General features: G+C 62.0%; 8 protein-coding genes. 2 read left to right on the forward strand and 6 right to left on the reverse strand.

All coding sequences use genetic code 11. The annotated features are described in order from the left end of the window. Both WNZ15_RS25470 and WNZ15_RS25475 read left to right on the forward strand, forming a co-directional pair. Positions 1-216: hypothetical protein (locus WNZ15_RS25470; protein WP_342895860.1), on the forward strand; the 216-nt coding region annotated here is incomplete at its 5' end. A 103-nt stretch (positions 217-319) separates the two neighbouring features. Beyond that, complete coding sequence (locus WNZ15_RS25475) at positions 320-3,064, forward strand: EAL domain-containing protein (RefSeq protein ID WP_342895861.1); 2,745 nt, start codon at positions 320-322, stop codon at positions 3,062-3,064. Positions 3,065-3,163: 99 nt separating this feature from the next. Here WNZ15_RS25475 and WNZ15_RS25480 read toward each other — a convergent pair whose 3' ends face one another. From WNZ15_RS25480 to WNZ15_RS25505, 6 genes are all read right to left on the reverse strand, one after another. Beyond that, positions 3,164-4,621, reverse strand: a complete 1,458-nt coding sequence (locus tag WNZ15_RS25480) for an NAD-dependent succinate-semialdehyde dehydrogenase (protein WP_342895862.1) — start codon at positions 4,619-4,621, stop codon at positions 3,164-3,166. Positions 4,622-4,854: 233 nt separating this feature from the next. Then, on the reverse strand, positions 4,855-5,208 hold the full coding sequence (locus WNZ15_RS25485; protein ID WP_342895863.1) for a helix-turn-helix domain-containing protein: 354 nt from the start codon (positions 5,206-5,208) through the stop codon (positions 4,855-4,857). A 263-nt stretch (positions 5,209-5,471) separates the two neighbouring features. Further along, positions 5,472-9,818, reverse strand: a complete 4,347-nt coding sequence (locus tag WNZ15_RS25490; protein ID WP_342895864.1) for a translocation/assembly module TamB domain-containing protein — start codon at positions 9,816-9,818, stop codon at positions 5,472-5,474. Between the two features lie 5 nt (positions 9,819-9,823). Then, a complete protein-coding gene (locus tag WNZ15_RS25495; RefSeq protein ID WP_342895865.1) occupies positions 9,824-11,680 on the reverse strand; it encodes an autotransporter assembly complex family protein in 1,857 nt (618 codons plus the stop codon). Between the two features lie 320 nt (positions 11,681-12,000). After that, positions 12,001-12,912 carry a bifunctional methylenetetrahydrofolate dehydrogenase/methenyltetrahydrofolate cyclohydrolase FolD gene (gene folD, locus WNZ15_RS25500; protein ID WP_342895866.1) on the reverse strand — a complete coding sequence of 304 codons (912 nt, stop codon included), beginning with the start codon at positions 12,910-12,912 and terminating at the stop codon, positions 12,001-12,003. Positions 12,913-13,046: 134 nt separating this feature from the next. Next, positions 13,047-14,231, reverse strand: a complete 1,185-nt coding sequence (locus WNZ15_RS25505) for an AGE family epimerase/isomerase (RefSeq protein ID WP_342895867.1) — start codon at positions 14,229-14,231, stop codon at positions 13,047-13,049. Between the last annotated feature and the right edge of the window lie 180 nt (positions 14,232-14,411).

Consider the following 14,411-nt stretch of genomic DNA (forward strand, 5'->3'; position numbering starts at 1 on the left):
GGCAATGGCAATGGCAATTCCGGGGGCAACGGCAACGGCAATTCCGGTGGCAATGGCAATGGCAATTCCGGCGGCAATGGCAATGGCAATTCCGGGGGCAACGGCAACGGCAATTCCGGTGGCAATGGCAATGGCAATTCCGGCGGCAACGGCAATGGCAATTCCGGCGGCAATGGCAACGGCAATTCCGGTGGCAACGGCAACGGCGGCGAGTGATGACGGCCAGAGCGTGCCGCCGGCGAACTGAGGGGACGTTCTGAACGGTGCTGTTCAATACTCAAATCGGGCAGAGGGTGTGTAGGTGTTGCGGGGAGCACAGGTGAGACGTGTCCTGAACGCAGTCCTGATCGTAGTCATCGTGATTGCGGCCACGGCAATGGTGCGTTTTGCCGGCTTCGGCGCCGCGTTGGACAGGTTTCTTCTCGAAGCCCGGTTTCTGGCCGATGAACGGCCGGTAACCGGCGAAATCGTGCTTGTCGAAATTGACGCAAGGAGCCTGGAGCAACTTGGCGTCTGGCCGCTGCCCCGCAGGCTTTTTGCGGACCTGACGGACAAGCTCTCCGCAGCCGGCGCCCGCGACATCGTCTTTGACGTGGACTTCAGCGCCATCTCCAATCCGGAGAACGATGCCCTTCTGGCGGAGGCATTCGAACGCGCCGGCACTGTCAGTCTTGCGGTTTTTCGTCAATCGGCCACGGCCGGCTTCGAAACCGGGGAAGTGACCAATCAGCCGATCGACGAACTCATGAACGTCACATGGCCGGTCGTGGTCATGGTGCCCATGGAAAAGGACAGTCGAATCTGGCGCAATCTCTACGGGTTCGAGATTGACGGCACGGCCGAGTTGTCCGCGGCAGCCTTGCTGGGAGAACATACGGGCAGCACCGCCGGCGCATTCTGGCTCGACTACAGCATTGCCGTCAGCCGGCTGGAGCGCATTTCCCTGGTCGACGTTTTGCAGGGCAAGACACCACCTGGCGTTTTCTTCGAAAAGAAAGTGATCGTGGGAGCGAGCGCGCAGGAACTCCGGGACCTGTTTCCGGTGCCGGTACATGAAATCCTTCCGGGCAGCATGATTCAGGCGCTGGGGGCTGAAACCCTGTTACAGGGACGGGCTCTGGAAAAAGGCGGAGAATGGATTGCGTTCACCGCGGCGCTCGCGGTTTTCGTTCTTCTTCTTCTTCTGACCAATGTCGAAGGCTGGGCCGTCAAGACTGCAATTCTTGCGTTGTGCGCAGTCGCGCTGGAACTTGTCGCCATTTCCCTGCAGAAGTCTTTCCCGGTGATTGTGCCGACAGCGAGCGCCCATTTCGTACTGCTGATGGCTGCGGCCAGCGTCGTGTTCAGGGAACTCGGTCTCCACAAGCTCCTGTCGCATATCGCGACCATTCGACAGCGAAACAGCGAGCGCATGCTGGGTCTCGTGTTCGATGACAGCTTCGACGGGATCATTGTCGTCAAATCCGGCGGTCTGGTTTCGGCTGCGAACCAGACGGCCAGGACCCTGTTTCAATGCGACGATCTTGTCGGCAGAAATGCCCGGCAGGTTCTCCCTGCCGAACTTGTGGAGGAAGCGCTTGCGGTGCTGGCCGCACCGCCGGCGGGAAAGCCGGTTCCCAGTATCATCGAGGCAGCGCAAATTGACGGCAAACGCCGGTTTATCGAGTATGTCGTCACCCGGTCAGAACGGACAATCGCGAATTCTGCACGTTCGAAAAAGGTCAGGACGCAAGCAGTCGCCTGCCTCACCTGCAGGGATGTGACCCTTGAACGCGAATCTGTCGAACGCCTGTCCTACCTTGCCCGGTACGATGCCGTCACCGGATTGGAAAACCGCAATGGCTTTGAGGAAAAACTCGAGCAGGTTATCGTGTCTGCGCAGGCAACCGGTCAGGATTTGTGCGTAATACAGTTCGCGATCGTCAATCTCGATCAGATCATTGCGTCCTTGGGATTTTCCTATGGTGACCAGCTCCGGCACGCAATTGCGGTCCGCCTGAAAAATCATCCTGCACAAAAGGCACATTGGGCCGCGATCTCGGCAGACGTCTTCGCGTGTGTGCTGGACTGGCAACCCGACCTGGAATTCGGCGTGATCGAAACGGTGAAACAGGTTGTCGCAGAAGACTACAATATCGAGGGCGCCCGGATCTCGGTGCAGTTGAACTTCGGTTTCGTCGTTACCGACAATCCCGCGTCGGCGGAGGATCTTCTGAGAAAGTCCGGCAATGCCCTTGCGCGGGTTCGCCGTGACAGCCAGTCACAAACGCTGGCATTCCGGCCCGAACTTGATGAGCAACTGCAACGCAGGCGTCTGCTTGAGACCGAACTCTTCAAGGCAATCGGCCGTGACGAGATCCACCTGGCCTATCAACCCCTGGTGGATTTGTCCGACAATTCTGTTATCGGCGCGGAAGCCCTGATGAGGTGGCACCATCGCGAGCTCGGTCCGATATCGCCCATGGAGTTCGTGCCGATTGCGGAAGAAAACGGCTATATCGTCGAACTGGGCGCATGGGCATTGAACCGGGGGATGAAGGAAGCGCTTTCCTGGCCGTCTCCGCTCAGACTGTCCGTCAATATTTCCGCGGTTCAGTTCAGCCGGGGCAACCTGGTCGCGACCGTGAAGGAGGCATTTGAGCGAACCGGATTTCCCTCTGCGCGTCTGGACCTTGAAATAACAGAATCGCTGTTCATCGACGACGATCTGGATCTGGAATTCCGCATGCAGGAACTGAAGGCTCTCGGTTGCAGCTTCTCGCTTGACGATTTCGGAACCGGCTATTCATCGCTCGGCTACATCCCGAAATACTCCTTTTCCAAGATCAAACTCGACAAGTCCTTCGTCCGCCAGTCGATATCCAACAGACAGGATATCACCGTCATCGAGGCGGTGCTGCACCTGGCGAACGGATACGACATGTCGGTCGTCGTGGAAGGCATCGAGACTGCCGAACAGGCAGACAAGCTCAGGCAACTCGGATGCCAGATAGGCCAGGGCTATCTGTTCGGTCGCCCCATGAGCGCATCGAGCCTGTCGGCGCATCTCGCGAATGCTGCCTGACACTGCAGAGGACGGACCGGTGCCGATCCCTCCGGCGGCTTTGTTTGGCCGCCGGTTTAAAGGTTCGAAGCCGGGTCAGTGCTTTTCTGATTTTCCGTCTTACAGTCCGAGGCCGCCGATGCAGCTGTATTTGACGTTGAGATAGTCGTCCAGGCCGTATTTGGACCCTTCGTTGCCCAGGCCGCTGTCCTTGACGCCGCCGAACGGCGCGACTTCGGTGGTGATGACGCCTTCGTTGACGCCGACAAGACCGTATTGCAGCCGTTCCATGACACGGTACGTCCGTCCAAGGTCCTGCGTATAAAAATAACAGGCAAGGCCGTACTCGGTGTCATTGGCGAGCCGGACCGCCTCATCCTCGGTTTCGAACCTGAACAGGGCTGCGAGCGGGCCGAATGTCTCCTCGTGAGCAACTTTCATTTCCGCGGTCGCGCCCTTGATCAGGGTTGGTTCGTAAAAGGTTCCCGGACCCTGCGGACGTGCGCCGCCGGAGACCAGCTCGCCCCCCTTGGACAGGGCGTCCTTGACGTGATCGGCAACCTTGTCGACCGCGGCTTCGTTGATCAACGGCCCCTGGGTCACACCGGTCTCCAGTCCGCTGCCGACCTTGAGCTGATCGGCCATCGCCGCTTTCAGCTTGTCGGCGAAGGCATCATAGACCCCGGCCTGGACGTAGAACCGGTTGGCGCAGACACAGGTCTGGCCGGAATTGCGGAATTTGCTGGCAATGGCGCCGTCAACGGCGCGATCAAGATCGGCATCGTCAAACACGATGAAAGGAGCGTTTCCGCCCAGTTCCATCGAGATCTTCTTCATGTTCCTGCCGGCATTCGCGGCCAGCAGCTTGCCGACGCGTGTCGACCCGGTGAAGGTGAGTTTGCGCAGCGCCGGATTTTCGCACATCTCCTCGCCGATTGCGGGAGCATCGCCGGTGATGATGTTGATGACGCCGGCGGGAAGGCCGGATTTTTCGGCCATCACTCCGTAGACAAGAGCCGAAAACGGCGTGAATTCGGCGGGCTTCATCACCATGGTGCATCCGGAGGCGAGGGCGGCGCCGAGTTTGCGGGCGATCATGGAATTGGGAAAGTTCCAGGGCGTGATCGAACCGGCAACGCCGACAGGTTCCTTGGTCACCAGAATGCGGCGGTCGGCCCAGGGGGAGGGGATGGTGTCGCCGTAAATCCGCTTTCCTTCTTCTGCAAAGAAACGGATGTATTTCACGCCGAGCGAAATTTCCCCTTTCGCTTCCGCCACCGGTTTACCCATTTCCGTGGTCAGGAGCACGGCAAGGTCGTCCAGGTGGTCCATGATGGCGTCGCACAGGGCATGCATGTGGTTCGCGCGCGCCTCGGCGGTGAGTGCCTTCCAGCCGGCAAACGCAGTCTCAGCCGCCGCAATCGCTCGGGCCGTTTCCGGGCGGCCGCAATAGGGAACCGTTCCGATGGTTTCACCGGTGGCCGGATTGGTGACGCCGATCGTCTGGCCGCTGTCGGCATCCTGCCAGACGCCGCCGATAAACACCTTTTGCTGCAACAACGAGGGATTCACTGACATGAGGAGTTTCCTGTACCGTGGATGCGCCCGCACCGAGGGAGGGACTGGTCTGATAGTGATAAGGACGGCGGGAACGCTCTGACAAGGGCTTTTCGCCCTGGCAGAGCGTGATTGTTCCGTCTCCATTCATCCGGAACTGCCCACCGCGCCCCGGCGGGCCGCCGCCGGAAGCGGCAGCCTCGTCAATCGGGAGATACGTGGGCCATGAGCAGACAGCGCGGAGGCCGGAAGCATCACGCTCCGTCAAGGCGCTCCTGCAAGGTCGCGATTTCGTCCGCGAGCGCCTGGGCCTGGCGCTGCACACGGTCCAGAGCGACACGCATGCTGTCGAGATCCGACACCGCCGGCAGATCCGAAGCCGGCGGCGTTCCGCGACCGACGAGCAGCCAGGTCGGGCTCACATTGAGAATGCCGGCCAGCAGAACCAGCTTGTTCGACCGGGGTTCGGAGCGGTCGCTTTCCCAGCTTTGAAGCGTTGAGGTCTTGATACCGAGGCGGCGCGCAAGCTGTGCAGTTGACAGGCCGGAGGCGTCCCGCGCCTTGCAGATCCGCTCGCCGAGAGTGTAGTCGCTGCTGCTCGTGGACATCAATTCCCCCCCGTCATCTTCGGCTGTCTCCGCCGCCAGATAAACGGTCGTCTCCGGGTGAGACGGAGTGTTTCTTGTGTAGGATTTGGTCATGGGCCGCACATTCGCATGGCACGCAAGGAGACCGCAACAGCCCGAGCGGAATTTGTCGCAATAGGGCCCGGGCAGGCCGCGTTCCAGCGCGGTGCCTGTCAAAAATACGAGGTCGGTGTCATCAGGAGCGACACTGCCGCACGCGAGACGGCCTGCGTTCTACGCCGAAATCAGTATTCGCGCTCAAAGAAGATGCCGGCTTTCGAGGAACCGTCCGCGCCGACTTCGCCGCGCACTTTCAGGCCGCGATCAAGGTCGATATCGACCTTGACCCGGCTGGATCCCGAGCCGGTGCCCTGTTCCACACCGACATAGATATTGTCGTTGATGTATTTTCCGACCGCGACCGAAGGCCCGTCGTCGCCTTCCGTATTGATATCGATCGCATCGAGGCCGAGAGATTTTCGGATCGAGGCCAGTGGTCCACTGTCGCTGCCGCCGGTCAGCGTGGCAATGGCCGCGGCCAGCCGCGCCACCTGTGTCGCCGACAGATTGCCGACATTCTTGCCGAACAGCAGCAGGGCGAGCACTTCGTCCTGGGGCAGGTCCGGAGAGGACGAGAACGCAATCTGGGGATCGTCCGCCTCACCGCTCACCGTCACGGTGATGGTCGTGTCGCCGACCGATGTCGTGGCCGCGAAATCCAGGATGGGCGTCAGCGACCCTTCGAAGGTGGCGTTGCCGCGAGAGAACACGAGCCGGCGCGTCAGGATATCCAGTTGGCCGCGCCTGAGGCTGAAGGCACCGATCGCCTGAGGGGAGGCCGTCGTTCCGACAATTTTCAGATTTCCCTGAAGTTCGGCGTCAAGACCGCGTCCTCGGACGAAGATCTGGCCGGGTGCCGAGAGCAGTATGTCCAGCCGCGGCGGAACCGACTTTTGCTGGGTCTGCGCCCGGCCACTCTCACCGCCGAGCTCCGCAACCTGCTGGCGGATGGCCGCCGAGGCGTTGACGTGGTGCACGTCGACCGGCGGGATCGCGCCCGGCAGATATTCCGGTATGGAGACATCCGCCTTGTTGATCGTGATCTTTCCGTCGATCAGCGCGGCTGAAGACGTGGAGGCCAATGGGCCCGACACTTTCAGATCGGCATCGACTTCGGCGCTCACCAGTCCGGGATCGATGTAGCGGCCCTTGTCGAGCTTGAGGGCAAGGTTTGCAGGGAAATCGCCCGTCACGCCGACGGTTCCGGACGCGGCCAGAGAGCCGCCCGTGGCCAGGTCGCCGGTGATGCCGTTGATTGATGCCTGGTTCTGATCAACGGTTGCCGTCCCCCGGATGTTCTGCACCGTGAGACCCGTTGACAGGCTGGTGACCTTCAGCCCGTCAGGTGTCGCCGTGATCTCGTAGACAGGTGATGTTGCCGTGCCGCCGACAGTGCCGTCGAGCGCAACCGCGCCGTCAGCCCGGATTCCGGCGTTCAGCAGGGGCCGGCGGAGGACGGCAGCGGGCACCGTACCGCTCAGGGTCAGCGACAGGGCGTTGGGCTGATCCAGACCGACAGTGCCGGTGGACGACAGGTTCAGGCCATTGGGATCGCTGATCCCGGTGGTCTGGGAAATCTGGTTGTTCCTCAAGGTGCCCGATGACGACAGTCCGAGCGCGGCAAGCCCGTTGTTTCGCAACTCGGCTGCCGTCAGGTCCGATCCGGTAATGGTCCAGTCTGCTTGCGGATCGGAGGCACTGCCCGTGGCGGAAGCCTTGCCGCTGAGCGTGCCGCCGAGCCCGAGTGAAGGCACGAAGGCATTGGCCAGGTTGAGCGGTACCGATTTCAGTTCGGCGGTCAGGTCGAGCGTCTCGCCGGCCTTTCCGGCGAGCGCGAGCGACCCGTCCCCGAATTGCAGCTCCAGCGGTTCAATGGTGGCGACACCTTGCGCGTAGGAAATTGTTGTCGGGTCGATCAACCGGCTGGACACGCCCTGGTAGCGCATGGCCAGTTCCGCCAGGTTCACAAGATAGCTGCCGCTTTCAGGCTCGCTGACTTGAGCCTTCAGAGACAAACCGTCCTTGCCGTCGCCATCCAGTTGCATTTCCCCGTCTATCGAGGTGCCGCCATTGTCGGGCCTGGCCTGAAGGGTGACGCTGTGGATCGGTGTCGCATCTGTCAGAAGGTCGGTGATTTCAACATCGGCGGAGACGCTTTCGGGTGCATAGGGAGCTGTCAGATCCGCCTTGAGTTTGAGGCCGCCGACGCTGAGGGACGGCAGGTTGATATCGGCGCCGGTAATGTCGAGCGCCAGGCGCTTGTTGTCCGGATCGGCCGAGGCCGTGCCTTCGATGCGTCCGCTTATCTCGGTCAACAGAAGCGGGGAGAGCGAGCCAAGGTCGGGCGCATCGATCTTCAGATTGCCCATCAGTGTCTCGACGGGATTCTCAAGATCTGTAAAGGCAAGCGTACCCGAAACGCTGTTGCCGGCCAGCCGGACCGAAAGAGGATTGATCTCAGCGCCGCCATCCTTGCTGGTCAGTTCCACATCGACAGCAAGCGGCTGGCCGTTCAATGCGGCAGTGCCTTCAATTCTGGCCGTGGGCGCGGCAAGGTCCGCCGTGGCTTGCACCGACAGCTCAAGATTGTCGAGCGGCGTACCGGCAAGAAGGATTTGCTTCGACGCGGCTTCGGCCTTCACCACCAGCGCGGACAATGGTCCGGCGGTGCTGGCCTCAAGAGCGAGGCTTCCGGACAGTCGCGGATCGACCTTCGCGAGATCCTGGAGTTGTGCCGTCAGATCGGAGGTCAGACCCTCATCCCGATATCGGCCATTGCCCTTGACCGTCAGCTGTTCGTTGTCGAGGGCGAGGCTGGTCAGCGAGATGTCATTGGGCCCCGCGAGGGCCACCGTGGCATCGACGCGGGTTTCACCTGTCAGGAGTGCGTCAGCCTGCGCACTGCCGGTCGCCAGATCCCGGGTGATCAAAGCCGCGGTCATGGATCCGCTCAGATCTTCCGGGTTCAGGTCGGCCGATAGGGTCCCAGTGACGCTGCCGCCCAGATCGCGTCCGGCCAGAACAGAAAATTTCGCCAGGTCGCTCACCGCAATGCGGCCCTGTCCGTCGACCCGCGCCGGTGACAGTGTCGACTCGGTGAGGGTCAGGTTCACCGCTTCGCTCGTCAGGGCAAGTTCCCGGAAGTGCAGGTTTTCCGAGGTCGCATCGAGATCGCCGTTGCCCTCCAGCGCCACCGGGCCGGTCAGGGCCGCAGTTTCCGGCACCAGGCCCTCCAGATGGCCAATGTCGAGCTTCAGGGCGAAAGGTGAGGTCATTGCTGAAGGCGACACGTCGGCGTCCTTGCCGGACACGGTCAGACGGACGGCTTCCGTGCGCAGCTCCCTCGTCTGAAACGACGCCAGATCGACACGCGCGCTCCAGTCCGCGGCGTCCTGCTTGCCCGAGACCGAGATCTTGCTGTCAAGCGTTCCGAAGGCAATCCGCCTCTCTCCGATATCCAGGCCGATCAGTGCCCCGTCACCGGCGCTGACGGACAAGTCGGCGCTGACGTTCGCGGCGTTGTCCGCGAGGTCCGCGCGCGCGTCCAGTGACACCGTTCGGGTCCTGAGCGACACATCCGCCGAGTTTGGCTCGAAATCGTGCGAGAACTGCGCCGAGCCGGAGGCATTGGTGGTTCCGAGCACAAATGCCTGTGCCGCCGGCGGTGCCAGAGTGGCGAGATCGCCATCCAGGTCGAACGTCAGATGGCGCCCGGAAGCGGTCTCCCTGATCTGCGCCGATCCGGTCACCGTGGTCCGCCCGTCGAGCGCGAGTGACAGTTCGGCGGCCCAGTCCGTCAACGGGCCGTCTCCTTTCAAGGTGAGTTCGAGAGCTGGCAGGTCCGGCACCTCCAGCAACCGGGCGGCCAGTCCGCCGCGCGGTTCGGAGATGTCGATGTCGAACATCAGTTCTTCCGCAGCCGGCTGAAATTGCGCTTTCGCCGAAAGCCCGGCCTCGACACCGTCGATTCGTCCGACATCCAGATCCGCACTGATCAAGGCCGGGTCCAGAGCAAAGGAACCCGAGCCGGACGCGGTCAGGGAAATCGGCGCGCCAAGAAGGGCTTCGCCGAGATTGATCTCCTCAAGGGTCAGTTGTTGCACTCTCACGTCGAAGGGCAGGGGCAAGCTGTCGGTGTCGCCGGCGTCCTGCTGAGACGCGGTGTCGGCGTCCGGTTGCGGCGCGGGCACTCTCTGCAGGTCGATCTGGCCGGCGGAAATGGACGTAACGTCGATGTCGCCTGACATCAGGCGTGCCGGGCGCCAGACGGCTTCAATGTCTTCCGCCGTCAGCCAGACGCCTGTCCGGTCGGCTATTTCGACACGGCTGACGGCTGCGTTCAATCCGAAGCCGACATAAAGGCCGTCCAGGGCAATCTGCCGATCCGGTGTGGAGACCAGCGAGCTGACCATGCCCGATATCATGGCACGTCCCGAGGGAACCTGCAGCACGGCGATCAGCAGCACAGGCAAGGCGACCGCGAGGGCGATCAGGAATCCGAAGATCCGCAAGGTGAGATTGATAAAACGCATGTGCGTCAGAAAGCCTGGCTCAAACCGACATAAAGGGCGAAATCCGGGTCGTCCTGTCCCGGATCAAGCGGCACCGCTGCGTCGATGCGAAGCGGGCCTATGGGGGTAAAGTAGCGCAGACCGGCGCCGACGCCCACCTTCAGGCTTTCGGAAAAATCAGGCACGCTGTCTTCATAGGCGTTGCCCGCATCCACAAATCCGACAATTCCAATGGTGTCCGTCACCTTGACGCGCACTTCACCCGACAGTTCGATCAGCGACCTTCCGCCGGTCACTTCACCGTTCACACGCGGGCCGACATTGCGATAGGCATAGCCGCGGATCGAACCGCCGCCGCCGGCGATCAGCCGCCGGCTGGCCGGAACCGCCTCGACCGAAGGCGCGAGGATGGAACCGGCGGATACCTTGCCGGCCAGGATGAAGCGCTTGGAGTCATCCAGCGCCACATAGCTGGACACGGTTCCCTTGACAAAGCCCATGCCGTTTGAATTCAGCGTGTCGTAGGCGGGCTCCGCGAACAGCGCGGCGAAAACGCCTTTCGACGGATTGAGCTTGTCGTCCCGATTGTCGAAGGTCAGGTCGGCGGGAAGTCCGATGAGCAGGTACTCGTCTTCGCCGAAGGCATCTTCCTCGTCGGCGTAAAAGACCTCCGCTCCGGCACGTCCCTTGAACTGTTCCGTAAATTCCCGATTGAGATAGGCGTCGTAAGTGATCGTCCGGCTTTTGTAGGCGTCCGGGTTTTCCTGCCGCGCCTCCAGACTGGTGGAAAAGCTGGTCAGGGGACCGAACACGCCAGGCTTCTCGAAGGCGATCCGGGCGGAGTATTCCTGGTCTTCAAGACTTGCATTGCCGATCCGGCCGACGGACCCCTCGATGGACAGGAGCTCGCCGCGTCCGAACAGGTTGCGGCGGCGCCAATAGGCCTCAACCCCGAACCCTTCGGTGCTTGACCAGGAGGCGCCGGCGCCGATCACGTGACGCTTGCGCTCGCTGACCTCGATCGTGACGGGCATGGTTCCGTCCGGCCCGGCGATATCGCCTTCAACGAGCCGGATGGAAGAAAAGATGCCCAGGTCATTCAGCCGCTTGCGGGCGCGGGCAAGATCACCCGGAGAATAGACGCCGCCTTCGGGCAGCATGGCCTGCTGGACGACGAAGTCAGGATCCGTGATTTCTGTGCCGTTCACGGCAACCGGCCCGAAGCGGGCCTTGGGCCCTGAGGACGCAACAAGGGCGACGTCGAGCGTCTTTGTGGCATGATCGGCCGTGATGCGGCGCTCGGCAATTCTGGCTTTCGGATATCCACGGCCACGCAACACACTCACCATGCGCTTTTCGGCAGACAGGATTTTCCCGGAGGCGGCCGTGTCGCCGCTGGCCAGTCCCCAGAAAGACGGGTCGGACGACAGGTCACCCTCGCGTGTCGACACGGACACATTGCCGAACGTGAACACGGGACCCGGATGAACCAGGATCATGACCTTGACCGGTCGCTTGTCCGGCAGATTGCTCTGTTCGAGTGCCGTCTCCAGAGGAACGCCGGCCAGCTTGATCTCAACGGTGCCGCCATAGCGGCCATCCCCGTAGAGTTTCGCAATCAGGCGTTCCCTGTCGGACAGCGCCCGCGCGATGAGCCCTGGCTCGCCGGAAGGCGGTTTGGCCTGCTGCTGAACAAGCAAGGAGGCGGCGGAGAGTTCGTCTGTGAGTTCCTTCGAACCGGTCGAGACAGACAGCTCCGTTTCATAGGCAACGGGATCGGGAACCGCATCGGCCTGGTCCTTCGAGGATTCGAAAAATGTCTTGCCAAAAATCTCGAAGGCGTTCGCGGACAGCGCGGTCGTGGTCAGAAAGACGGACGCCATGCCGGCCATCAGTGGCTTGCGCGCACGCCAAAACGCGCCCGTCTCCCGAGAGGCAGACAGCGAGGTAAATGCGATTGCTCGCGTGCCGGCTGACGCACCGGACTTGCAGGACGGTAGACCCTTCACTTACTGCCGCCTGACGGATTGGCCGGGCCGACCGGTCACGGGATATGCTGACACGATCCGGCCCACTGCATCTGCAGCCCCTAAGCTCACAAGCCTAGGACGCCATGGTTAAGGTAATCACAACACGATAGATCATGGCACCCGGAGAAGCGCAAGCGCCAAGGCGGCCGGGTGCCCTGGTGCTGCCGGTTGTTCTAGAAAAGAGCTTCCTCATCGGGAAGGTTGTTCAGCCGGCGCGCGGCCGTGAGGGTGTTGACCATCAGCATGGCGATGGTCATCGGGCCGACACCGCCGGGAACCGGTGTGATCGCGCCCGCATGCGCGGCAGCCTCCTTGAAGGCAACATCGCCGACGAGCCGGGTTTTGCCATCGCCGAGTTCCGGCGCGGGGGTGCGGTTGATGCCGACATCGATCACCGTTGCGCCGGGCTTTATCCAGTCGCCCCTGACCATTTCCGGGCGCCCCACGGCGGCGACCACGATGTCCGCCGCACGCACGACGGCCGGCAGGTCCCGCGTACGGCTGTGCGCGATCGTGACCGTGCAGCTTTCCTGCAGCAACAGGCTTGCCATCGGCTTGCCGACAATGTTCGAGCGGCCGACCACCACGGCGTTCAGGCCGGAGAGCGTGTCGCCAAGCGTGCGTTTCAGCAGCACGAGGCTGCCCGCCGGCGTACACGGAACAAGCGCGTTCTTCCGGTCTCCCGATGTCAGCAGGCCGACATTGACCGGGTGGAACCCGTCGACATCCTTTTCCGGGCGGATCAGCCTCAGGACCTTGCTCTCGTCGATATGGGCCGGAAGCGGGAGCTGCACCAGAATGCCGTGAATGTCCGGGTCGTTGTTCAGGGTTTCGACAAGCGCAAGCACGTCCGCTTCGTCCGTATCGGCCGGCAGCGTGTGTTTCAGGGAATGAAATCCGCAGGCTTCCGCGGCCCTGTCCTTGTTGCGTACATAGACCTCACTGGCCGGGTCCGCGCCCACCAGGACGACGGCCAGACCCGGACGTGTCCCGCTGGTTTCAAGCAGTCTGGCTGCCCGGTCGGTGATTTCCTGCCTGACAGATCCGGCGATGGCTTTGCCGTCGATGATTTGCGCCTGGGACATTCGGCCTCGCTGATTGCTTGCGTCGTATCGGTTTGTTCGGGCTCAGCTATAGAGTGCCGTCCGTGATTGAAAAAGACCGAATACGTCTTTTCCTGCTCTGGTTTCGCCATTTCCCGTCAGCATGGCGCGGCGCTCTAAAGGCTGCTGGCGAACGCGTTCAGTTCCGCGATGGCGCACACGATGTGATAAAGCGAGCTGGCAGGGGCGGGTTCGGACACGAACGATCCGTCGGGTGAAAGCTTGTCCTGCCACAGCCCCTCGGGAGCGCTGTCCAGGAAAACCCGCAGGGCGCCGACGGCCTCGGTCAGATCGGACAGGTAGGCCGCCCGCTCGGGACCAGTGGAGACCTGTGCCAGGGCGATTGCGGCCTTGATCCATTCGGTCTGTCCCCACAGCCGGGCAAGCGGGTCCCGAACGGTGAAGTCGGAATTGAGTCCCATGAAGGCTACGCCGCGGCTCTCGTCGATGCCATAGGTCCAGGCAATGTCATAGAGCCGCCGCGCGGCGATGAGCGCGCCGGCATCGCCGCGGGACCGGCCCCATCCCGCCAGCAGCCAGGCCCATTCGAACTGGTGCCCAGGCTCCATTGTCCGGCCTTCGTCGCCGTTAAACGATGCCCAGTCCGGACCGAAATACTCCCGCAGTCCGCCGGACACCGGGTCGATGAAACGCGTCAGCGCCAGCTCGGCGATCTCGTCGGCGAGATCGCGCCATACCGGATCATCGCTGACGCCTTCCCAGGCAAGGCACGCCTCGAACAGGTGCATGTGCGGATTTGACCGCAACGGCAGCCGGTCGGGAACCGCCTCCCGGAACCCGGCCTCGCTGTGGCGAAGGGTGTCGCGCAGCCTGTTCAGAAGATCGGTCGCGTGTTTGGCCGCGATGTCTCTGCGCCCGGGAAGAGCCGCCGCCACCTGGGCGAACCCGAACAGCGAAAAGGCCTGATTGTAGAGATCGAATGTCGTGTCGGTCACCTGGTCAACCCTGTCCGCCGAAGCGGCATAGAAGCCGTCGTCCAGAAGATAGGTGTCGAGGTACCAGTCAAACAGGGCGGTCGCGATCACCGCTCCGGGACCCGTCCACCCGAGCCGTGTCCCTTCAAGGAAGGAGTAGATCTGCCTTGGAACCACGCGCGCCCGGCAGGTTGAACCGGTTCCGCTAACGGTTTCGAGGTTGATGGCTTCGAAACACGCGCCGGTCTCGGGGTCGACGCCGTGAGAGGCCCACAGGGGGAGCGCTGACCCCACAAGCCAGCCTGTTAAATCTGACGAGAGTGTTTTAATAAAATCTTCGGTGTCGGTCAGCTCTTTGTCTGTCATCGAAATCCCCGGAATTCATGCGACGGAAAGCAGGCGCAGGCCGTTAAATAGGGCTGAGTCCACGGCGGGCAAAAGGCGATAAATGGGAAATTAATCAATTCACTAGGAAAAGCGGTCTAGTGTTACAGCAAAGTCACAGCCTGGATGTTTCTCCGGGGGATAGCACCGAAGCGTCTTGGA

Source organism: Roseibium sp. AS2 (assembly GCF_038900065.1).
Lineage (GTDB): Bacteria > Pseudomonadota > Alphaproteobacteria > Rhizobiales > Stappiaceae > Roseibium.

What these genes read in the sequence shown, in the direction of transcription:
- WNZ15_RS25485 (WP_342895863.1), bottom strand. Translation starts at nt 5,208, where the DNA reads ATGTCCACGAGCAGCAGCGACTACACTCTCGGCGAGCGGATCTGCAAG.
- WNZ15_RS25495 (WP_342895865.1), bottom strand. Translation starts at nt 11,680, where the DNA reads ATGGCGTCCGTCTTTCTGACCACGACCGCGCTGTCCGCGAACGCCTTC.
- WNZ15_RS25505 (WP_342895867.1), bottom strand. Translation starts at nt 14,231, where the DNA reads ATGACAGACAAAGAGCTGACCGACACCGAAGATTTTATTAAAACACTC.
- WNZ15_RS25480 (WP_342895862.1), bottom strand. Translation starts at nt 4,621, where the DNA reads ATGTCAGTGAATCCCTCGTTGTTGCAGCAAAAGGTGTTTATCGGCGGC.
- folD (WP_342895866.1), bottom strand. Translation starts at nt 12,912, where the DNA reads ATGTCCCAGGCGCAAATCATCGACGGCAAAGCCATCGCCGGATCTGTC.
- WNZ15_RS25490 (WP_342895864.1), bottom strand. Translation starts at nt 9,818, where the DNA reads ATGCGTTTTATCAATCTCACCTTGCGGATCTTCGGATTCCTGATCGCC.